Genomic DNA, 21677 nt, shown 5'->3' on the forward strand with positions numbered 1-21677 from the left:
CAGCCATGATCCCTCGGACCCCGTGACCCCTCAGGCTGTGTCGAGGACCACCGAGCGGCTCAGGTGGCGCGGCAGGTCCGGGTCGAGCCCCCGTGCGGCCGCACGGGCGAGGGCGAGGCGTTGTACGCGTACGAGGTCGGCCAGCGGGTCGAGGGCGTCGTCCACCCACTGGGCGCCCGTCGCGCGCACCTGCTCCGGCAGGCCCTCGGGGGCGTCGCCGAACATCCAGGTCGCGGTGCCCGCGGTGGAGATGCTGATGGGGCCGTGGCGGTACTCCATCGCGGGGTAGGACTCCGTCCAGGACAGCGACGCCTCCTTCATCTTCAGCGCCGCCTCGTGGGCCAGACCGACCGTCCACCCCCGTCCGAGGAAGGAGAACTGGGTGCTCCGCAGCAGCCCTTCGGGAAGCGGCTCGGCGAGCGCGGTCTCCGCGTCCGCGACCACGTCCTCCGAGTGCAGGCCGAGGTGGGCCCGCAGCAGGGTGAGGGCGGTCGTGGCGAAGCGCGTCTGGACGACGGACCGTTCGTCGGCGAAGTCCAGGACGACGAGATCCTCGGCCGCCGCCCTGACCGGAGTCTGCGGGTCCGCCGTGACGGCCACCGTCCGGGAGGTGCCGCGCAGCCGGTTCAGCAGCTCCAGCACCTCGGTCGTGGTCCCCGACCGGGTCAGCGCGACGACCCGGTCGTAGCCGCGGCCGAAGGGGAACTCGGAGGCGGCGAAGGCGTCCGACTCGCCCTGGCCGGAACCCTCGCGGAGCCCCGCGTAGGCCTGCGCCATGTAGAAGGAGGTACCGCAGCCGACGACCGCGATCCGCTCGCCCGCGACGGGCAGGGCGGCGGCCCCGGGGCCGTCGGCCAGGGCGGCGGCGCGCCGCCAGCACGCGGGCTGACTGGCTGTCTCGGTCTCGGCATACGACACGTCTGCACTCCACGGGAACGAGGTGGACCACCGGAACGGGGCTGATGAAGCCCGCATGTAGAATTCTGCACATTACATGCAGTTATCGAACAAAAACAAGCAAGGTGCAGGTGGATGAAGGGCTCCCGGGAGACCCTGTGCGACGCTTGCGGCGGTCCGGCCACCGGCGACCGCGTTCCCGCGAAACGCGGTGCCCGCGCCGGACGGTGAGGAGACGCTCTTGTCCAGGGACGCCCGGTGGGACGCGCTGCTGGAACTGGTCGGCAAGCACGGCAGGGTGGACGTCGAGGAGGCGGCGACGACGCTCGACGTCTCGGCCGCCACCATCCGCCGCGATCTGGACCAGCTGGCCGAACAGCACCTGCTGACCCGCACCAGGGGCGGCGCGGTCGCGCACGGGGTCTCCTACGAACTCGCGCTCCGCTACAAGACGGGCCGTCACGCGCCGGAGAAGCAGGCCATCGGCCGCGCCGTGTCCGGCCTCGTCGCCGTCGGCGAAGTGGTCGGCCTGACCGGTGGAACGACGGTGACCGAAGTGGCCAGGGCGCTGGCGGTACGCCAGGACATCGTGGGCGAGGCGACGGCGGCGGGCGGGCAGCCGACGCTGACCGTGGTGACCAACGCCCTCAACATCGCGAGCGAGCTGGCGATCCGGCCGCAGATCAAGATGGTCGTGACGGGCGGCGTCGCGAGGCCCCAGTCGTACGAGCTCACGGGCCCGCTCGCCGTCGGCGTGATGAACGAGATCACCCTGGACGTCGCCGTCCTCGGGGTGAACGCCATCGACATCGAACGCGGCGCGTACGTCCACCACGAGGGCGAGGCCAGCGTCAACCGGCTGCTCGCGGAACGGGCCCAGCGGGTGGTGGTGGCGGCCGACTCGTCGAAGATCGGCAGACGGGCCTTCGCCCGGGTCTGCGACCTGGGCCTGGTCGACGTCCTGGTCACCGACTCCAACATCGCCGCGGAGGCGAGGGACCGGTTCGGCGAGGCGGGGGTCCAGGTCATCACGGTCTGAACCGGTGTCCGCCGGGTACCGGAAGAGACTCCGACGGAGACTTCGCCGTGTCGTTGGTACGCCGAACGGGTGAGGGGCGAGAGGATTGCCCGATGAACAGTGAGTGCAGCCGGTGCGAATCCGTCCGGCTCGACGACGGGGTGGCCCTGTGAGCAGGTACGACAGGTATGACAGATACGACGCCACCGACGAACAGTGGGAGGGGCTCGCGCAGGTCGTACCGCTGCGCGGCCGTGACGAGTGGCCGTCCCGGATCGACCACCGCACCGTCCCGGACGAGCGCGCGGCCGAGCAGCGACGCCTCGTCGTGCTGCGGGTGCAGGTCTTCGCGGACGCCCGCGAGGTCGCCGAGTACCTGGTCGCCCAGGTACCGGTGCTGCTCGACCTGACGGCGGCGGAATCGGACGTGGCGAAGCGGATTCTCGACTTCAGCAGTGGTGTGGTCTTCGGCCTCGGCAGCGGCATGCACCGGGTGGACCGCAATGTCTTCCTGCTCGCGCCGGTCGGCATGGAGGTCGAGGGGGTCACTCCCGCGGGCCTCGACCAGTCGTAGGAAGCGGCAGTCGGGGCGGCAGCCGGCTCGGACCGCCGCCCCCGGCCGCACGTTCCTCCACTGTCGGTGGCCGGTGATAGACCTGAGGCCGTGACAGACATCGATGTGGCAGAACTCCAGCGGCGGCTGGCCGCGTTCGCGGCGGCGCGGGACTGGGGGCGTTACCACACCCCGAAGAACCTGGCGGCCGCGCTCAGCGTCGAGGCCTCCGAACTGCTGGAGATCTTCCAGTGGCTGACGCCCGAACAGTCGGCGCGGATCATGGAGAACCCCGAATCGGCCCACCGGGTCGCCGACGAGGTGGCGGACGTGCTCGCCTATCTCCTGCAGTTCTGCGAGGTGTTGGGCATCGACCCGGCGGTGGCGCTGGCGGCCAAGTTGGAGCGGAACGAGAAGCGGTTCCCCCTGCCGAGCGCTCCGGAACCCCACGATCGTCACTCTTCGGAGTGAGCGAGGTATCCACAGTCGACTTCGTGTCCACAGATTTCCGATTTCCTCTGGCCTTACGGTGCTGTCTACCTCACTGTGGGTAATGAATGAGGTGAGCGGGTTTTCGTACGGACGGGGGAGACACATGGAAGCGGAGCGAGTCATCGAGGCGGGGCGGCGGGCTCTGGCGGGCAGCCGGGGCGCTCTGGACGTCATGGCGGAGGCCTGGCAGGCCCAGGCGCTCGCGCGGGCGGTCGGCAGCCGGCTGGCGTTGTACGGACCGATGGAATTGCGGAGCGAGGCGCGGGCGCTGGGGGAGATCGGCGCCGGATGCTCGGCCCTGGACCACCCGACGGTGCTCTCCGGCGGCGCCAGGGCGGCCCAGTTGTCCGGGATCGCCGATGTGCGGTCGGCCCTGGCCGGGCTGGCGCTGCTGCTCGGCGAGGCCGGGATCGCGCTGGTCGGGGTGGCCTGCGACACGGGGGAGGACGGTCTGTACTGGCAGTGCATCGAGGCCATGGACGCGGCCGACGAATCACTGGACCGCGTGCACGGGATGCTGAGACGACTGGCGGAGCGCGAGAGGGAGCGCGACGGCCCCTACGGCGGCATACGCGGCCCCGCACCATCGGCGGCGGGTCCCTGAGGGGCGGCTGACGGCCCCTGAGAGGGGGAGCCGACGGCCCCTGAGGGGGAGACGGGGAGGGGGATTGGAGAGGGATCCGGCCTGGCTGGTGAGGAGGACCGGGCGCCGGAGGGGCAGGATGGAGCCATGGATCTCCGCATCTTCACCGAGCCCCAGCAAGGGGCCGACTACGACACCTTGCTCACCGTCGCCAAGGCCGCCGAGGACCTGGACTTCGACGCCTTCTACCGCTCCGACCACTATCTCCGCATGGGCTCCGGCGATGGGCTGCCCGGACCGACGGACGCCTGGATCACCCTGGCCGGACTGGCGCGCGAGACCCGGCGGATCCGGCTCGGCACGCTGATGACCGCCGGCACGTTCCGGCTTCCGGGGGTGCTGGCCATCCAGGTGGCCCAGGTCGACCAGATGTCCGGCGGCCGGGTCGAACTGGGTCTGGGTGCGGGCTGGTTCGAGGAGGAGCACAAGGCCTACGGCATCCCGTTCCCGAAGGAGAAGTTCGGCCGCCTGGAGGAGCAGCTCGCGATCGTCACCGGCCTGTGGGCGACGGAGGTCGGCAAGACCTTCAGCTACGACGGGACCTACTACCAGCTCACCGACTCGCCCGCGCTGCCCAAGCCCGCCCAGGCCAAGGTGCCCGTCCTGATCGGCGGTCACGGCGCGACGCGCACCCCGCGGCTCGCCGCGCAGTACGCCGACGAGTTCAACATCCCGTTCGCCTCGCTGGAGGACAGCGAGAAGCAGTTCGGCCGGGTCCGGGCCGCCGCGCAGGCGCACGGACGCTCGCCGGACGACCTCGTGTACTCCAACGCGCTGATCGTCTGCACGGGCAAGGACGACGCCGAGGTCGCCCGACGCGCGGCGGCCATCGGCCGGGACGTGGAAGAGCTCAAGGCGAACGGGCTGGCGGGATCGCCCGCCGAGGTGGTCGACAAGATCTGCGCCTACGGGGCGATCGGCTCGTCGAGGATCTACCTCCAGATCCTCGACCTGGCGGACCTGGACCATCTGGAACTGATCTCCTCGCAGATCCAGTCCCAGCTGACCTGACCTGACCTGACCTGACCTGACCTGACCTGAGGAGTTGACCGTGAGCACCGGCAGCACGCTCGCCGACGCGCTGGCCACCGGGCCCGTCCTGCTGGACGGCGGGCTCTCCAACCAACTGGAGGCGCAGGGCTGCGACCTGTCCGACGCGCTCTGGTCGGCGCGGCTGCTGGCCGACGCGCCGGAACAGATCGAGGCCGCCCACCTCGCCTACCTCCGGGCCGGGGCGCAGGTGCTCATCACGGCCAGCTACCAGGCCACCTTCGAAGGGTTCGGGCGGTACGGGATCGACCGGGCCGGGGCCGACGCCCTGCTCGCCCGCGCAGTGCGGCTGGCCCGGGGCGCCGCCGAAGCGGCGCGCCGGGCCGATCCCGGGCGGGAGACCTGGGTCGCCGCGTCGGTCGGACCGTACGGGGCGATGCTCGCGGACGGCAGCGAGTACCGGGGGCGCTACGGGCTGAGCGTCCGGGAGCTGGAGCGCTTCCACCGCCCCCGGGTGGCGGCACTGGCCGCTGCCGGGCCCGACGCCCTGGCGTTGGAGACGGTGCCGGACCTGGACGAGGCCGAGGTCCTGGTCCGGGTGGCCGAGGAGACCGGACTGCCGTACTGGCTCTCGTACAGCGTGGCGGGCGGCCGGACCCGGGCCGGTCAGCCGCTGGAGGAGGCGTTCGCGGTGGCGGCGGGGCGGGACTCCGTCCTCGCGGTCGGGGTCAACTGCTGCGATCCGGAGGAGGCGCAGGACGCCGTGGAGCAGGCGGTGGCGGTCACGGGCAGGCCCGCCGTGGTCTACCCGAACAGCGGGGAGGGCTGGGACGCCGGAGCGCGGGGGTGGACCGGGCGCAGCACCTTCGACACCGGGCGGGTGCGGGCCTGGACCGGGGCCGGGGCCCGGCTCGTCGGAGGATGCTGCCGGGTGGGGCCGGACCTCATCACGGAACTGGCCGGGCGGCTGGAGCGGTAGGGAAGGGGGCAAGGGCGAGGCGAGAGGGCGGTGGAGAAAATACCTGGTGGGGGCAGGGGGTGAGGATCATACTCGGACAGGTGTTCCTGACAATCGGTACGACCGGCACCCCTGAACGTCCCGCCACGGACCTGGGCTTCCTGCTGCACAAGCATCCGGACAAGGCGCAGACGTATCCCACCTCGCACGGCTCCGCACACGTCTTCTACCCCGAGGCGTCCGCGGAGCGCTGCACGGCCGCACTCCTGCTGGAGGTGGATCCGGTGGCGCTGGTGCGGCGCGGCAAGGGCAAGGGCCGGGGAGGCGCGCCCGACGCGGCGCTCGCACAGTACGTCAACGACCGCCCCTACGCGGCGTCCTCGCTGTTGTCGGTCGCCCTCGCGGCCGTGTTCAAGTCAGCGCTCGGCGGGGTCTGCCGTGCCATGCCCGAGCGGGCCGAAAGCCCGCTGCCGCTGCGGATCGAGGTGCCCGCCCTGCCCGCCCGGGGTGGTGCCGAGCTGGTGCACAGGCTGTTCGCGCCGCTCGGCTGGACGCGGGTCGAGGTCACGGCCGTACCGCTGGACGAGGAGTTCCCCGCGTGGGGCGACTCGCGCTACGTACGCCTGCTGCTGGAGGGCGAGTTGCGGCTCGCCGACGCGCTGCGGCAGCTCTACGTCCTGCTCCCGGTGCTCGACGACGCCAAGCACTACTGGGTCGCGCCCGACGAGGTGGACAAGCTGCTGCGGGCCGGGGAGGGCTGGCTGGCCGACCACCCCGAGCGGGCGCTGATCACCCGGCGCTACCTGTCCCACCGCTGGGGGCTCACCCGCCAGGCCGACCAGGCCCTGGAGCTGGTGCGGCTCGCCGAATCGGACGACCTCGACGTGGAGAGCGTCGACAACGCCGTGGACGAGAGCACCGACACCGAGGAGAAGCCGGTCCCGCTCGCCGGCCGGCGGCGCACCGCGATCATCGACGCGCTGCGCGCCGCCGGGGCGAGCCGGGTGCTCGACCTCGGCTGCGGCCAGGGCCAGTTGGTGCAGGCGCTCCTCAAGGACGTGCGCTTCACGGAGATCGTGGGCGTCGACGTCTCGATGCGCGCCCTCACCATCGCCTCGCGGCGGCTGAAGCTGGAGAGGATGGGAGAGCGCCAGGCGGGCCGGGTCACCCTCCGGCAGGGTTCGCTGACCTACACGGACAAGCGGCTGGCGGGGTATGACGCCGCCGTGCTCAGCGAGGTCGTCGAGCACCTGGACCTGCCCCGGCTGCCCGCCCTGGAGTATGCGGTGTTCGGTGCCGCGCGACCGGGGACGGTGCTCGTGACCACGCCGAACGTCGAGTACAACGTGCGCTGGGAGACCCTCCCGGCCGGACACGTCCGGCACCGGGACCACCGCTTCGAGTGGACCCGGGCCGAGTTCCGGGACTGGGCCGGGAAGGTCGCCGAACGGCACGGATACACCGTCCGGTTCGAGCCGGTCGGGCCCGACGACCCCGAGGTGGGACCGCCGACCCAGATGGCCGTGTTCACCCGGACCGACGCCATCACGACCACCGGAACGACCGAGAAGTCGAAGGAGGCGGAGGCCGCATGAACAACGACCACAGCGACACCGGTGCCGAAGCCGGTACGGAATCCGGCACCGCCGCCACCGCCGCGCGCACCCTGCCGGTGACCGACCTCTCCCTCGTCGTCCTCATCGGCGCCAGCGGATCGGGCAAGTCCACCTTCGCGCGCAAGCACTTCAAGCCGACCGAGGTCCTCTCCTCGGACTTCTGCCGGGGGCTGGTCGCCGACGACGAGAACGACCAGAGCGCCAGCCGCGACGCCTTCGACGTGCTGCACCACATCGCCGGCAAACGCCTGGAGGCCGGGCGGCTCACCGTCATCGACGCCACCAGCGTCCAGTCCGAGAGCCGCAAGCAGCTCGTCCAGCTGGCCCGGACGTACGACGTCCTGCCCATCGCCATCGTCCTCGACCTCTCCGAGGAGGTCTGCGCCGCGCGCAACGCGTCCCGCCCCGACCGCGCCGGAATGCCGCGCCACGTCATCCAGCGGCACCGCCGCGAGCTGCGGCGATCCCTGCGCGGTCTGGAGCGCGAGGGCTTCCGCAAGGTGCACGTCCTGCGCACCGAGGAGGAGGCTTCGAGCGCCGAAGTGGTGCTGGAGCGCCGCTACAACGACCTGCGCCACCTCACCGGCCCGTTCGACATCATCGGGGACGTCCACGGCTGCCGCTCCGAGCTGGACACCCTGCTCGGCAAGCTCGGCTACGTGGACGGCGCCCACCCCGAAGGGCGTACGGCCGTGTTCGTCGGCGACCTGGTCGACCGGGGCCCCGACAGCCCCGGCGTGCTGCGCCGCGTCATGTCCATGGTCGCGGCGGGCAACGCCCTGTGCGTCCCCGGCAACCACGAGAACAAGCTCGGCCGCTATCTCGCGGGCCGCAAGGTCCAGCTCACCCACGGGCTCGCCGAGACCGTCGAGCAGCTGGAGCGCGAGGACGCCGAGCACCCCGGGTTCCGGGGGCAGGTGCGGGAGTTCATCGACGGGCTGGTCAGCCACTACGTCCTGGACGACGGCAAGCTGGTGGTCTGTCACGCCGGGCTGCCCGAGAAGTACCACGGCCGCACCTCCGGCCGGGTCCGCTCGCACGCGCTGTACGGGGACACGACGGGGGAGACCGACGAGTTCGGGCTGCCCGTGCGCTATCCGTGGGCCGAGGAGTACCGGGGCCGCGCCACCGTGGTCTACGGCCACACGCCGGTGCCCAGCACCTCCTGGATCAACAACACCATCTGCCTGGACACCGGGGCCGTCTTCGGCGGGAAGATGACCGCGCTGCGCTGGCCGGAGCGCGAACTCGTCGACGTACCCGCCGAGAAGGTCTGGTACGAGCCCGTCAAGCCGCTGGTCACCGAGGCGCCCGGGGGCCGGGAGGGCCGGCCGCTGGACCTCGCCGACGTGCAGGGCCGCCGGGTCGTGGAGACCCGGCACCTGGGCCGTGTCGCGGTGCGCGAGGAGAACGCCGCCGCCGCGCTCGAAGTCATGAGCCGGTTCGCCGTCGACCCGCAGCTCCTCGCCTACCTCCCACCCACCATGGCCCCCACCGCCACCTCCCGCATGGACGGCTTCCTGGAGCACCCGGCCGAGGCCTTCGCGCAGTACCGCGCCGACGGCGTCGAGCGGGTCGTGTGCGAGGAGAAGCACATGGGCTCCCGGGCCGTCGCCCTGGTCTGCAAGGACGCGGATGCCGCGACCGCGCGGTTCGGCACGGCGGGCCCGACCGGTGCGCTGTACACCCGCACCGGCCGGCCGTTCCTGGACGACACGGCCATGACCGAAGGGGTCCTGGCCCGGCTCCGTACCGCCCTCGCCGCCGCCGGGCTCTGGGAGGAGTGGGACACCGACTGGGTGCTCCTGGACGCCGAACTGATGCCGTGGTCGCTCAAGGCCGGCGGGCTGCTGCGCTCGCAGTACGCCGCCGTCGGCGCCGCGTCCGGTGCGGTCTTCCCGCCGGCCGTCGCCGCCCTGGAGCAGGCGGCCCACCGGGGCATCGAGGTGGCGGACCTCGCCGGACTCCAGCGTGCCCGCGCCCAGGACGCGGCCGCGTTCACGGAGGCGTACCGGCGCTACTGCTGGTCCACCGAAGGGCTGGACGGGGTGCGTCTCGCCCCGTTCCAGATCCTCGCCGTCCAGGGCCGCTCCCTGGCCGCCGTCCCGCACGACGAGCAGCTCGCCTGGCTGGACCGGCTCGTGGAGCACGACCCGACCGGGCTGCTCCAGGTCACCCGCCGGCTCCTCGTCGACACCGGGGACGAGGACTCCGTGCGCGCGGGCGTGGACTGGTGGCTGGAGATGACCGGGCGCGGCGGCGAGGGCATGGTCGTCAAGCCGCTCGGCGCCCTCGTCCGGGACGCCAGGGACCGGCTCGTCCAGCCCGGCATCAAGGTGCGCGGCCGGGAGTACCTCCGCATCATCTACGGCCCCGAGTACACCCGCCCGGAGAATCTGGAGCGGCTGCGCTCCCGGTCCCTCGGCCACAAGCGCTCGCTGGCGCTCCGGGAGTACGCGCTCGGCCTGGAGGCCCTGGACCGGCTGGCGGAGGGCGAGCCGCTGTGGCGGGTCCACGAGGCGGTGTTCGCCGTCCTGGCCCTGGAGTCGGAGCCGGTGGACCCCCGGCTCTGACCGGCGGCTCACCCGTCACGGACACCTCCGCGGAACCGGTGGGCGGTTCGCGGGGTGAACGGCGCTCCGCGCGGTGAGGATGAAGGCATGGGATTCCATGTCGACTCCGAAGCCGGGCGGCTGCGCCGCGTCATACTGCACCGCCCCGATCTGGAGCTGAAGCGGCTCACCCCCAGGAACAAGGACGCGCTCCTGTTCGACGACGTCCTGTGGGTGCGCCGCGCCCGCGAGGAGCACGACGGGTTCGCCGACGTGCTGCGCGACCGGGGGATCGCCGTGCACCACTTCGGCGATCTCCTGCGCGAGTCCCTCGACATCCCGGTCGCCCGGCGGCTCGTGCTGGACCGGGTCTTCGACGAGAAGGAGTACGGCCCGCTCGCCACCGAGCATCTGCGGGCCGCCTTCGAGGAGTTGTCCTCGAAGGAGTTGGCGGAGGCCCTGGTCGGCGGCATGACCAAGCGGGAGTTCCTGGAGCGGCACAGCGAACCGACCTCCGTCCGCTTCCATGTGATGGACCTGGACGACTTCCTGCTAGGCCCGCTGCCCAACCACCTCTTCACCCGGGACACCTCGGCCTGGATCTACGACGGGGTCTCCATCAACGCGATGCGCTGGCCCGCCCGGCAGCGCGAGACCGTCCACTTCGAGGCCATCTACCGGCACCACCCCCTCTTCACCGGCCCGGAGGCGGGCGTCTTCCACCACTGGTCGGAGGGGCAGGCCGACTACCCCTCCACCATCGAGGGCGGTGACGTCCTGGTCATCGGGCAGGGCGCGGTCCTGATCGGGATGAGCGAGCGCACCACCCCGCAGGCGGTGGAGATGCTGGCCCGCGGCCTCTTCGACGCCGGTTCGGCGCGCACGATCGTGGCGCTGGACATGCCCAAGGCCCGCGCGTTCATGCACCTGGACACGGTGATGACGATGGTCGACGGCGACACGTTCACCCAGTACGCCGGTCTGGGCATGCTCCGCTCGTACACCATCGAGCCGGGCAACGGCCCCCGCGAGCTGAAGGTCACCGACCATCCGCCCGAGCACATGCACCGCGCCATCGCCGCCGCCCTCGGCCTCGACTCCATCCGGGTCCTCACCGCCACCCAGGACGTGCACGCGGCCGAGCGCGAGCAGTGGGACGACGGCTGCAACGTGCTCGCGGTCGAGCCCGGCGTCGTCGTGGCGTACGAGCGCAATGCCACGACCAACACCCATCTGCGCAAGCAGGGCATCGAGGTCATCGAGATCCGCGGCAGCGAGCTGGGCCGGGGCCGCGGCGGGCCGCGCTGTATGAGCTGCCCGGTGGAGCGGGACCCGGTGGCGTGAGAGGCCGCCGGACCGGGACCTCCGTGGCGCCGTGCACGGCCCGTACATGATCTCGCACACGGCCCTGTATAGGGATGCGGTGAATCGTATAGACTTCCAGTTCATCGCGCGCAGTGCGCCGATCCCCGTCCGACCCAGGAGCAGTCATCATGGCCATAGACCTCACCGGCCGCCACTTCCTCAAGGAGCTGGACTTCACCTCCGAGGAGTTCCTCGGCCTGGTCTCGCTGGCCGCCGAACTCAAGGCGGCGAAGAAGGCCGGGGCCGAGGTCCAGCGGCTGCGCGGGAAGAACATCGCGCTGATCTTCGAGAAGACCTCGACCCGCACACGCTGCGCGTTCGAGGTCGCCGCCGTCGATCAGGGCGCCGCCACCACCTACCTGGACCCGGCGGGTTCCCAGATGGGCCACAAGGAGTCCGTGAAGGACACCGCCCGGGTGCTCGGCCGGATGTTCGACGGGATCGAGTACCGGGGTGACAGCCAGCAGGCCGTCGAGGAGCTGGCCGCGTACGGCGGGGTGCCGGTCTTCAACGGGCTCACCGACGACTGGCACCCCACCCAGATGCTCGCCGACGTGCTCACCATGACCGAGCACGGCGAGGGACCCGTCACGGAGAGCGCCTTCGCCTACCTCGGCGACGCCCGCTTCAACATGGGCAACTCCTACCTGATCACCGGCGCCCTGCTCGGCCTGGACGTCAGGATCGTCGCACCGAAGGCCTACTGGCCGGACGAGGCCGTCGTGGCGCGGGCGGGGGAGCTCGCCGAGGCCAGCGGCGCGACGGTCACCCTCACCGAGGACATCGCCCAGGGCGTCCGGGGCGCCGACTTCGTCGCCACGGACGTCTGGGTCTCGATGGGGGAGCCCAAGGAGGTGTGGGCCGAGCGCATCGCCGCCCTCGGGCCGTACGCCGTGACGATGGACGTCCTGCGGGCCACCGGCAATCCGGACGTGAAGTTCCTGCACTGCCTGCCCGCCTTCCACGACCTCGGCACCCAGGTCGGCCGGGACATCCACGCCGGGTACGGGCTGACCGAGCTGGAGGTCAGCGACGAGGTCTTCGAGTCCGCGCACTCGGTCGTCTTCGACCAGGCGGAGAACCGGATGCACACGATCAAGGCCGTGCTGGTGGCGACGCTGGCCGGGAAGTAGCCCTCACCGGTACGGAGACGAGGGAGGCCTCCGCCGCGCGGGGCCGGCGAGGCCTCCGCACGGGGACGGCGAGACCTCCGTACGGATACGGGGCAGGGGTTCGCATGCTCATGCACCCGATTGGGTGAACATGTGCGTCGGTGGCTACGATGTCGCCTCTTGGTGGGGTTCGGGCTCGCGATGCCCGGACCCCTTCCCATGTCGCCCGGGGCCCCCACGGCCGCCGTGCGTACAGGGAAACGTCCCCCCACTGCACCACCAGAGATGAGAACGTCCCGCATGAGCCCCGGTCTGCCGCGTACCGGCACCCCGAAGCGCCCCGGCCCCTCGAAGCCGGGCCTGCGCCGCAAGAGCCCCGATCAGCTCATCGCCGAGTCCGGCGGAGACCTGGAGGGGCACGGCCTCAAGCGCACGATGGGCCTCTTCCAGCTCGTCTGTTTCGGGGTCGGCGCGATCGTCGGCGCCGGCATCTTCGTCGGGCTGTCCGACAGCGTCGCCGAGGCCGGCCCCGCCGTCGTGATCTCGTATCTCCTCGCGGCGATCACCTGCATCTTCACCGCCCTGTCCTTCGCGGAGCTGGGCAGCGCCATCCCGGTCTCCGGAAGCTCCTACTCCTTCGCGTACGCGGCCCTCGGCGAGCGCACCGCCTTCCTCGTCGGCTGGTGCCTGCTGCTGGAGTACGGCGTCTCGGTCTCCGCCGTCGCGGTGGGCTGGAGCCAGTACGTCAACGAGCTGCTGAACAGCGTGATCGGCTGGGAACTCCCCGAGGCCCTGTCCTCCGGGCCCGGCGACGGCGGCGTGGTCAACCTGCCGGCGGTCGTCGTGATCGCCATGGCCGCCACCCTGCTGGTGCGCGGTGTCCGGGAGAGCGCCACCGCCACCGCCACCATGGCGGTCCTCAAGATCGGCATCCTCGTCGCCTTCTGCGCCGTGGCGTTCAGCGCGTTCCAGGACGACAACCTCATGCCGTTCGCGACCCACGGGCTCGGCGGGATCACCGCGGGCGCCTCGCTGGCGTTCTTCTCCTACATCGGCTTCGACGCCATCACCACCGCCGGTGAAGAGGTCGAGAACCCCCGCCGGAACATTCCGATCGCCATCCTGATCTGCATCGGCGTCGTCACCCTGCTCTACTGCGCGGTGGCGCTCTCGGCCATCGGTGCGATCGGCTCGGACTATGTCGCGAACAAGAGCGCGGCCCTCTCGATCGCGGTCAACCAGGTCACCGACTCCACGGTCGGCGGCGGCATCATCGCCTTCGGCGCGGTCGTCGCCATCGCCTCGGTGGTGCTCGCCGTGATGTACGGCCAGACCCGCATCCTGATGTCGATGTCCCGCGACGGACTCATCCCGCGCGTCTTCGAGCGGGTCTCGCCCAAGACCCACACCCCGGTCGCCAACACCTGGATCGTGGCCTGCGTCTTCGCGGTCCCGGCCGCCTTCGTCCCGCTCGACGTCGTCGTGAACCTGACGACCATCGGCACACTCGCCACGATGGTCGCCGTCAACATCGCGGTCGTGGTGCTCCGCCGCCGCAACCCCGAGCTGAAGCGGACCTTCCGGGTGCCGCTCTACCCGGTCAGCCCGCTGCTGGGCGTCGCGTTCTGCCTGTATCTGATGTACGGGACCGGCTGGACGACCTGGGTCCAGTTCGCGGTCTTCCTGGCCGTCGGCTCGCTGCTGTACGCCGGCTACGGCCGCAAGCGCTCCCGGCTGGTCAGCTCCCCGGAGACGGACCCGGCTGCGCCGGTATCGCCGGAAGCGTGAACCAGACGGCCTTGCCGTGCTCCGTGGTGCGGTGACCGCACGCGGAGCTGAGGGTCCGGATCAGCAGCAGGCCGCGGCCGTGCTCCTGCCAGGGATCGACCTCCCAGCCCGGGTGCGGCCGGGACAGGTCGCCCGGCGGGGCGGGGTCGCGGTCGTGCACCTCGACCTGGCAGCCGGTGGGCAGCAGCTCCACGACCAGCTCGATGGGCTCACCGCCCAGCGTGTGCTCCACGGCGTTGGCCACCAGCTCGGCGGTCAGCAGCTCTGCGGTGTCGCTGTCGGCCGGGGCGTCGATGTCCGACAGTGCCGTACGGATGAGAGCGCGGGCGATCGGCACGGCCGCGGTGGAATGCGGCAGGGCGATGCGCCAGGAAGCGGGGACGGGGACATCGGGCGGCACGGCGGGGTTTCCGTTCGGGAGCGGGTCTTCCTCGAAGCGGGAGGTCTCGACTTCTGGGGTTCACGTCGTACTCGTGACGAGACTTCCTGGTTTCAACCTTACGAACCGCTCCGGTCCAGTCATAGAGGCGGCCGGCCGGAGCAAAGGGGACTTTCGCCACAACGGTCTCATGGACGCTGTATTGCGACCTCGTGACGGCAGTCACATAAGGGTGATAACTTCGAAGGCGGAACGCGACCCGCGCACGGCCGGCACCAGCCCGATCGCTGAAGGGGACCCCTCCATGAGCCCGTTTCCCAGCTCGGCCCCGAGCACCGAGGAATGGCGTCATCTGCGGCTGACCCGGGACGACGGTGTGGCCACCGTCACACTCGCCCGCCCCGAAAAACTCAACGCGCTCACCTTCGGCGCCTACGCGGATCTGCGCGACCTCCTCGCCGAGCTCTCCCGGGAACGCTCCGTCCGCGCCCTCGTCCTCGCCGGCGAGGGGCGCGGCTTCTGCTCCGGCGGCGACGTGGACGAGATCATCGGCGCCACCCTGGCCATGGACACCGCACAGATCCTCGAATTCAACCGGATGACCGGACAGGTCGTCCGGGCGCTGCGGGAGTGCCCCTTCCCCGTCGTGGCCGCCATCCACGGCGTCGCCGCCGGAGCCGGAGCCGTGCTGGCCCTGGCGGCGGACTTCCGGGTCGCCGACCCGTCGGCCCGCTTCGCCTTCCTCTTCACCCGGGTCGGCCTCTCCGGCGGCGACATGGGGGCGGCCTACCTGCTGCCCCGGGTCGTCGGCCTCGGCCACGCCACCCGGCTCCTGATGCTCGGGGACGCCGTCCGCGCCCCCGAGGCGGAGCGCATCGGTCTGATCAGCGAGCTGGCCGAGGAGGGCGAGGCCGACGAGCGCGCCGCCGAACTGGCCCGCCGCCTCGCAGACGGCCCCGCCCTCGCCCTCGCCCAGACCAAGGCCCTGCTCACCGCCGAACTCGACATGCCGCTGGCCGCCTCCGTCGAGCTGGACGCCAACACCCAGGCCCTCCTGATGCACGGCGAGGACTACGCCGAGTTCCACGCCGCCTTCAGCGAGAAGCGGCCGCCGAAGTGGCAGGGGAGGTAGCCGTGCCGGCCCCCGCAGCGACGTGGCGTCAGGGCGCCGCCGTGCCGGACCGCGTGCGCCGGATAGCGGTCATCGGCGGCGGCCCCGGCGGGCTCTACGCCGCGGCCCTCCTCAAGCGGCTCGACCCGGACCGCGAGGTCACCGTCTTCGAGCGGAACGCCCCCGACGACACCTTCGGCTTCGGCGTCGTCCTCTCCGACGAGACCCTCGGCGGCATCGAGCACGCCGACCCCGAGGTGTACCGGGCGCTCAGCCGCGAATTCGTCCGCTGGGACACCATCGACATCGTCCACCGGGGCCGGACCCACACCTCCGGCGGCCACGGCTTCGCCGCCCTCGGCCGCCGCCGGCTCCTGGAGATCCTGCACGAGCGCTGCGCCGGCCTCGGCGCCGACCTCCGCTTCCGCACCGTGGCCCCGCCCGCCGCCGAGCTCGCCGCCCACTACGACCTGGTCGTCGCCGCCGACGGGGTGCACAGCGCCACCCGCCAGGCGCACCCCGAAGCCTTCGGCCCCTCCCTCACCGAACACCGCAACCGCTACATCTGGCTCGCCGCCGGCTTCGCGCTCGACGCCTTCCGCTTCGAGATCGCCGAAACTCCGTACGGCGTCATGCAGTTGCACGCCTACCCGTACGCGGCGGACGCCTCCACCGTCATCGTCGAGATGCGCGAGGAGGTCTGGCGCGCCGCCGGGCTCGACACCTGTGACGCCGCCGAATCCACCACCCGCTGCGGCAAGTTCTTCACCGAAGCCCTCGACGGCCGCCCCCTGCGCGGCAACAGGTCCTCCTGGCTCGCCTTCCGCACGGTCACCAACTCCCGCTGGTCCCACGGGAACACGGTGCTCATCGGCGACGCGGCCCACACCGCCCACTTCTCCATCGGCTCCGGCACCAAGCTCGCCGTCGAGGACGCCCTCGCGCTGGCCGCCTGCGTCGAGGAACAGCCGGACCTGCCGGCCGCCCTGGCCGCGTACGAGGCCGAGCGCCGCCCGGTCGTCGCCTCCACCCAGCGCGCCGCGGCCGCCAGCCTGCGCTGGTTCGAGGAGCTGGCCACCTATGTGGACCAGCCGCCCCGGCGCTTCGCGTTCAACCTGCTCACCCGCAGCCGCCGGGTCACCCATGACAACCTCCGGCTGCGCGACGCCTCGTTCACCGCCGCCGTCGAGGAGGAGTTCGGCTGCGCGCCGGGCACTCCGCCGATGTTCACCCCGCTGCGCCTGCGCGGCCTCGAACTGCGCAACCGCGTCGTCGTCTCACCCATGGACATGTACTCCGCCACCGACGGGCTCCCCGCGGACTTCCACCTCGTCCACCTCGGGGCCCGTGCGCTCGGCGGCGCCGGACTCACCATGACCGAGATGGTCTGCGTCAGCCCCGAGGGCCGCATCACTCCCGGCTGCACCGGCCTGTGGAACGCCGAACAGGCCACCGCCTGGCGGCGGATCACCGACTTCGTCCACACCTCCGCCCCCGGCGCCGCCATCGGCGTCCAGCTCGGCCACTCCGGCCGCAAGGGCTCCACCAAGCTGATGTGGGAGGGCATCGACCAGCCCCTGGAGACCGGCAACTGGCCACTGACGGCCGCCTCCCCGCTCCCCTACGTGCCCGGAGTCAACCAGGTTCCGGCGGAGCTGGACCGGGCCGGACTGGACGCCGTGCGCGAGCAGTTCGCGGCGGCCGCCCGGCGCGCCGCGAGCAGCGGCTTCGACCTCCTCGAACTCCACTGCGCCCACGGCTATCTGCTCTCCGGATTCCTCTCCCCGCTCACCAACCACCGCACCGACGCCTACGGCGGATCACTTCAGGCGCGGCTCCGCTTCCCCCTCGAAGTCTTCGACGCCGTACGCGAAGTCTGGCCGCGGGAACGGCCGATGACCGTGCGGATCTCCGCCACCGACTGGGCCGAGGGCGGCACGGAAGCGGCGGACGCGGTGGAGATCGCCCGCGCCTTCGCCGCCCACGGTGCCGACGCCATCGACGTCTCCACCGGCCAGGTCGTGCCCGAGGAGCGCCCCGAGTACGGCCGCTCCTACCAGACCCCGTACGCCGACCGGATCCGCAACACCGTCGACGTCCCCGTGATCGCGGTCGGCGCGATCTCCTCCTGGGACGACGTCAACTCCCTGCTCCTGGCGGGCCGCGCCGACCTCTGCGCCCTGGCCCGCCCCCATCTGTACGACCCGCACTGGACCCTGCACGCGGCGGCCGAACAGGGCTACCGCGGACCCGGTGCGCCCTGGCCGCTCCCGTACGGCGCGGGCAGCCGCCCCCCGCCCACCGGCCGCACCGACGGACCGAAGCCCCGGCTCACCCTGGGGTGACGACGCAGGTGTGGCAGAGGCACGGAGCGGGGTGGGGCGCGCCGTGGTGGGTCTCGCGGTACCCGGCGGCGAGCCGCTCCAGCAGGCCGGCCAGCTCCTCGGCCTCCTCCCGGGACCGCGTGCGCACCGCGATCGCTTCCGCCCGGCGCAGCACGGCCGGCGCGTACACCTGCGCGGCCCGGAAGGTGTGCAGATGGCGCGAGCCCGTGTCGACGGTGATCCAGCGGCCGGTGCGGGCCCGCCCGATGGTGGTCACCTGCTCGTGCCCCATGCCCGGGTAGGTGTCGACGACGTACACCTTCGCGCCGCCCCGGTACGACCTGGTTCCCGGCCGCAGCTCCTGCCCGCCGTCCCCGTACCGCCGCCACCGCACCACGTTCGCCGCGACCAGCCAGAGCGGGTCCGGTGTCACGGGCTCCGCCGTCACGCGTCCCTCCTCATCTGCATCCGGTCCGCCACCGGCTCGTAACCGATGCGCCGGTACACGCCGTTGCTCGTCGGGTTGCCGAGGTCGGTGAAGAGCAGGACCTCGGCCGCGCCCGCCGCCAGGGCGGCCCGGGAGGCCTCGGCCGTCACGGCGGCCGCGTACCCCCGGCCGCGATGCTCCGGCGGGGTGTACACCGACGTCACCCGCACCGTGCCCGCCAGCATCCGGGAGCGCCCCGCCAGCGCCACCGGCGCCCCGCCGCTCTCCCAGAGGGTGAGCGCCCCACGTTCCGTACCCTCGTCCACCAGCCACTCCGCCGAGGTCTTGGACTGCCCGGTCGTGTCGGCGAACCCGTGCATCCACTCCACGAGCAGCGCCCGGTCCGCCCGTCTCGCCGCCCTGGCCCGGCCCTCCGGCGCAGGGGAGGGCGGCCGGAGCGCGCCCAGTCGGTACAGCCGCTGCTCCTGCTCGGTCCGGTAGCCCGGCAGCACGGCGGCCAGCAGCGCCGCGGTGTCCCGGTCCGCGTTGACCGCGGCCAGGTCCGGCCCCGCTCCCAGGGCTTCTGCCAGCGGTACCACCGCCTCCGCGGGCACGCCGTTCAGCAGCGCCGGACGGGGCGGAGTGCGCACCAGGGTCCCCGCCACCGCACCGTCCGCCCCGCGCCACCAGCCGAGCACCGGATCGCCCTCACCGTAGTGATGCGCTCCGGCGCGCCCCAGCCGCTCGGTGACGGTGAGCGCCACCGTGTGCTCGACGGGCCGCGCGGCGAGCGACGCGCCGGCCGCGGCGAGGAACGTGCCGGTGTCGTGCGTGAAGGTCCAGGTCATGCCTCATCCTGCCCGCGCGCCGGGCCCCGGGGCACCCGGATTTCCCCTTCATGCGGGGGGGTCACCCCCGCACGAACCGCTCCCCGGCGTCCCGCAGCCGCTCGTGCAGCCGGCCGAACACCTCCGCCGACCGGCCGCCCGGCCAGTCCCCGGGCAGCAGCTCCGGCGGAAGACCCGGGTCCGCGTAAGGGAGTCGCCGCCACGAGTCCAGCGCCAGCAGGTAGTCCCGGTAGGCGGTCTGCGGGCGGGGCTCGCCGTCGGTGTCCCCGGACGCCTCCCAGTCCCGCAGCACCGGCTCGTGCAGTTCCAGGAAGTCGTGGTGCAGGCGCGCCACCGCCGCCAGGTCCCACCAGCGGGCCACCGCTTCACGGGTGGCGGCGAAGCCGAGGTGCTCGCCACGGAACAGGTCGACGTACGGGGCGAGTTCGAGCCGCTCCAGGGTGTGCCGGGTCTCCTCGTACAGGCCGGCCGGGGCGATCCACACGCCGGGCGCGGCCGTGCCGAAGCCGAGCCGCGCCAGCCGGGAGCGCAGCAGGTGGCGCTTGCTGCGCTCCGCCTCGGGCACGGAGAACACCGCGAGCACCCAGCCGTCGGCGAGCCGCGTCGCGGGGTGCCGGTAGATCCGCCGGTCGCCGTCGTCCAGCAGCTGCCGGGCTTCCGGCGACAGCGCGTAGCCCGCCGAGCCGTCCGCCGCACGGGCGGCCACCAGCAGCCCGCGCCGCTTCAGCCGCGAGACGCAGGAACGTGACGACGGGGCGTCCACGCCCACGGCGTGCAGCAGGCGGATCAGCTCCGACACCGCGAACGGGGCGCCGTCCGGCGGACGGCCGTAGGCGCCGTAGAGCGTGATGATCAGGGAGCGGGGGGTGCGCAACTCGGCCACGTGATCACTCTAGGGGTGCTGGTCCCGCAGCAGGAACCGCTGGAGTTTGCCGGTCGCGGTGCGGGGGAGCGAGGAGTGGAAGACGAAGACGCGCGGGCACTTGTGCGGGGCCAGGCCGGCCTTCATGTGGGCGCGCAGCGAGTCCGCCGTCTGCTCCGAACCCTCAGTCAGCACCACGTGCGCCACCACGACCTCGCCGCGCAGTTCGTCCGCCCGGCCCACCACGGCTGCCTCCGCGACCTCCGGGTGGCGCAGCAAGGCGTCCTCCACCTCGGGGCCCGCGATGTTGTGGCCGGAGGAGATGATCATGTCGTCGGCGCGGGCCACGTAGCGGAAGTAGCCGTCCGGTTCACGGACGAAGGTGTCACCGGTCATGTTCCAGCCGTGCCGGACGTACTCCGTCTGCCGCGGATCGGAGAGATAGCGGCAGCCGACCGGGCCGCGTACGGCGAGCAGTCCCGCCTCGCCGTCGGGCAGCTCGTCCCCGTGCTCGTCCACCACCCGGGCCCGCCAGCCCGGCACGGGTATCCCCGTCGTGCCCGGCCGGATCGCGTCGTCGGCGGCCGAGATGAAGATGTGCAGCAGTTCGGTGGCCCCGATGCCGTTGATGATGCGCAGCCCCGTCGCCTCGTACCAGGCCTTCCAGGTCGCCGCCGGCAGGTTCTCCCCGGCCGACACGCAGCGCCGCAGCGCCGAGAGGTCGTGGCCGTCCAGTTGCCCGAGCATCGTGCGGTACGCCGTCGGCGCGGTGAAGAGGACCGAGACCCGGTGGCGGGCCAGCGCGGGCAGCAGCTGCCGCGGGCCCGCATGCTCCAGCAGCAGCGTCGAGGCCCCGGCCCGCAGCGGGAAGACCAGCAGTCCGCCCAGGCCGAAGGTGAAGCCGAGTGGCGGGCTGCCCGCGAACACGTCGTCGGCCGTGGGGCGCAGGACCTGCCGGGAGAAGGTGTCGGCGATGGCGAGGAGGTCCCGGTGGAGGTGCATGCAGCCTTTGGGGCGCCCGGTGGTCCCCGAGGTGAACGCGATGAGCGCGACCTCGTCGGCGGCCGTGTCCACCGCCCGGTACGGGCCGGGCCTGCGCTCGGCCAGCCTGGCGAGGTCCCCGGGCCCGGCCCCGCCGAACGGGGTGACCTGCAGGCCGTCGACGTCCGCCTTCGCCAGGTCCGCCACCGACCGGGCGTCGCACAGGGCGTGGCTGATCCGCGCCAGCGAGCAGATCGTGGACAGCTCCCTCGCGCGGGCCTGCGCCAGTACGGTGACGGCGACCGCGCCCGCCTTCATGACGGCGAGCCAGCAGGCGGCCAGCCAGGGCGTGGTCGGTCCGCGCAGCAGCACCCGGTTGCCCGGCACGACGCCCAGGTCCTCCGTCAGCACATGGGCGATGCGGTCCACCGTCTCCCGCAGCTCGCCGTAGCTCCAGACGCTTCCGTCGCCGGAGCGCAGCGCCGGACGGTCGGCGCCCCGTTCCTCGACGGTGCGGTCCAGCAGTTCGTGTCCGCAGTTCAGCCGGTCGGGGTAGCGCGGCGCGGGGTCCTCCAGGAGGAGCTCCGGCCACTGTTCCGGCGGCGGGAGATGGTCGCGCGTGAAGGTGTCGGCGTGGGCGCCCGCGGCGCGGGCGGCCGGCTCGGGATGCGCGCCGGGGACGCGTACGGACGCGTCGGCGGCGGCTGTGGGCGTGTTCGGCGAGGAATTCGGCTCCATGAAGGATCGCCCCCTTGTCGCCT

Annotated in this window: 19 protein-coding genes; 13 read left to right on the forward strand and 6 right to left on the reverse strand. The window is 72.4% G+C overall.

Annotation, left to right across the window (positions count from 1 at the left end):
• Window positions 1-30: 30 nt before the first annotated feature.
• A complete protein-coding gene (locus IG90_RS0104075; RefSeq protein ID WP_030577609.1) occupies window positions 31-918 on the reverse strand; it encodes an SIS domain-containing protein in 888 nt (295 codons plus the stop codon).
• A 220-nt stretch (window positions 919-1138) separates the two neighbouring features.
• Between IG90_RS0104075 and IG90_RS0104080 the strand changes: the two genes are divergently transcribed.
• The 11 genes from IG90_RS0104080 (at window position 1139) to IG90_RS0104130 (ending at window position 13984) form a co-directional block, all read left to right on the forward strand.
• Window positions 1139-1936 carry a DeoR/GlpR family DNA-binding transcription regulator gene (locus IG90_RS0104080; protein ID WP_030577611.1) on the forward strand — a complete coding sequence of 266 codons (798 nt, stop codon included), beginning with the start codon at window positions 1139-1141 and terminating at the stop codon, window positions 1934-1936.
• A gap of 148 nt (window positions 1937-2084) precedes the next feature.
• Window positions 2085-2489: a cell division protein SepF gene (locus IG90_RS0104085; protein ID WP_030577613.1), complete on the forward strand. Its 405-nt coding sequence runs from the start codon at window positions 2085-2087 to the stop codon at window positions 2487-2489.
• 90 nt (window positions 2490-2579) lie between these two features.
• Entirely contained in the window at window positions 2580-2939 is a 360-nt protein-coding gene (locus tag IG90_RS0104090) for a nucleotide pyrophosphohydrolase (protein WP_030577614.1), read from the forward strand.
• Between the two features lie 124 nt (window positions 2940-3063).
• Window positions 3064-3564 (forward strand): DUF6099 family protein, encoded by a 501-nt coding sequence (locus tag IG90_RS0104095; protein ID WP_030577615.1) that lies wholly within the window; start codon window positions 3064-3066, stop codon window positions 3562-3564.
• Between the two features lie 126 nt (window positions 3565-3690).
• Entirely contained in the window at window positions 3691-4614 is a 924-nt protein-coding gene (locus tag IG90_RS0104100; RefSeq protein WP_030577616.1) for an LLM class F420-dependent oxidoreductase, read from the forward strand.
• Between the two features lie 40 nt (window positions 4615-4654).
• Window positions 4655-5572 (forward strand): homocysteine S-methyltransferase, encoded by a 918-nt coding sequence (gene mmuM / locus IG90_RS0104105; protein ID WP_030577624.1) that lies wholly within the window; start codon window positions 4655-4657, stop codon window positions 5570-5572.
• A gap of 80 nt (window positions 5573-5652) precedes the next feature.
• Window positions 5653-7146: a 3' terminal RNA ribose 2'-O-methyltransferase Hen1 gene (locus IG90_RS0104110; RefSeq protein ID WP_030577626.1), complete on the forward strand. Its 1494-nt coding sequence runs from the start codon at window positions 5653-5655 to the stop codon at window positions 7144-7146.
• Window positions 7143-9740, forward strand: coding sequence for a polynucleotide kinase-phosphatase (locus IG90_RS0104115; protein WP_030577629.1), 2598 nt, complete (start codon window positions 7143-7145; stop codon window positions 9738-9740). The genes IG90_RS0104110 and IG90_RS0104115 overlap by 4 nt, the downstream gene beginning before the upstream one ends.
• A gap of 87 nt (window positions 9741-9827) precedes the next feature.
• Window positions 9828-11063 (forward strand): arginine deiminase, encoded by a 1236-nt coding sequence (locus tag IG90_RS0104120; protein ID WP_030577631.1) that lies wholly within the window; start codon window positions 9828-9830, stop codon window positions 11061-11063.
• A gap of 149 nt (window positions 11064-11212) precedes the next feature.
• The gene (gene argF, locus IG90_RS0104125) at window positions 11213-12217 is read left to right on the forward strand and encodes an ornithine carbamoyltransferase (protein ID WP_030577634.1); all 1005 of its coding nucleotides are present in this window, start codon (window positions 11213-11215) and stop codon (window positions 12215-12217) included.
• A 279-nt stretch (window positions 12218-12496) separates the two neighbouring features.
• Entirely contained in the window at window positions 12497-13984 is a 1488-nt protein-coding gene (locus IG90_RS0104130) for an amino acid permease (RefSeq protein WP_030577636.1), read from the forward strand.
• Here the strand turns inward: IG90_RS0104130 and IG90_RS0104135 are convergent.
• Window positions 13935-14384: an ATP-binding protein gene (locus IG90_RS0104135; protein WP_030577638.1), complete on the reverse strand. Its 450-nt coding sequence runs from the start codon at window positions 14382-14384 to the stop codon at window positions 13935-13937. The two genes, IG90_RS0104130 and IG90_RS0104135, sit on opposite strands and share 50 nt — an antisense overlap.
• Before the next feature lie 283 nt (window positions 14385-14667).
• Between IG90_RS0104135 and IG90_RS0104140 the strand changes: the two genes are divergently transcribed.
• Together IG90_RS0104140 and IG90_RS0104145 are read left to right on the forward strand one after the other, a co-directional pair.
• Window positions 14668-15495: an enoyl-CoA hydratase family protein gene (locus tag IG90_RS0104140; protein ID WP_030577640.1), complete on the forward strand. Its 828-nt coding sequence runs from the start codon at window positions 14668-14670 to the stop codon at window positions 15493-15495.
• 2 nt (window positions 15496-15497) lie between these two features.
• Window positions 15498-17819: a bifunctional salicylyl-CoA 5-hydroxylase/oxidoreductase gene (locus tag IG90_RS0104145; protein WP_233435889.1), complete on the forward strand. Its 2322-nt coding sequence runs from the start codon at window positions 15498-15500 to the stop codon at window positions 17817-17819.
• Here IG90_RS0104145 and IG90_RS0104150 read toward each other — a convergent pair.
• From IG90_RS0104150 to IG90_RS0104165, 4 genes are all read right to left on the reverse strand, one after another.
• Complete coding sequence (locus tag IG90_RS0104150) at window positions 17806-18246, reverse strand: hypothetical protein (protein WP_030577647.1); 441 nt, start codon at window positions 18244-18246, stop codon at window positions 17806-17808. The two genes, IG90_RS0104145 and IG90_RS0104150, sit on opposite strands and share 14 nt — an antisense overlap.
• The gene (locus IG90_RS0104155) at window positions 18243-19073 is read right to left on the reverse strand and encodes a GNAT family N-acetyltransferase (RefSeq protein ID WP_030577650.1); all 831 of its coding nucleotides are present in this window, start codon (window positions 19071-19073) and stop codon (window positions 18243-18245) included. The genes IG90_RS0104150 and IG90_RS0104155 overlap by 4 nt, the downstream gene beginning before the upstream one ends.
• A 61-nt stretch (window positions 19074-19134) precedes the next feature.
• Window positions 19135-19956 carry a PaaX family transcriptional regulator gene (locus IG90_RS0104160; protein WP_030577652.1) on the reverse strand — a complete coding sequence of 274 codons (822 nt, stop codon included), beginning with the start codon at window positions 19954-19956 and terminating at the stop codon, window positions 19135-19137.
• Window positions 19957-19965: 9 nt separating this feature from the next.
• Window positions 19966-21654, reverse strand: a complete 1689-nt coding sequence (locus IG90_RS0104165; RefSeq protein WP_030577655.1) for an AMP-binding protein — start codon at window positions 21652-21654, stop codon at window positions 19966-19968.
• Window positions 21655-21677: the final 23 nt, after the last annotated feature.

The sequence above is a fragment of the Streptomyces anulatus genome, from assembly GCF_000721175.1.
GTDB lineage: Bacteria > Actinomycetota > Actinomycetes > Streptomycetales > Streptomycetaceae > Streptomyces > Streptomyces anulatus_C.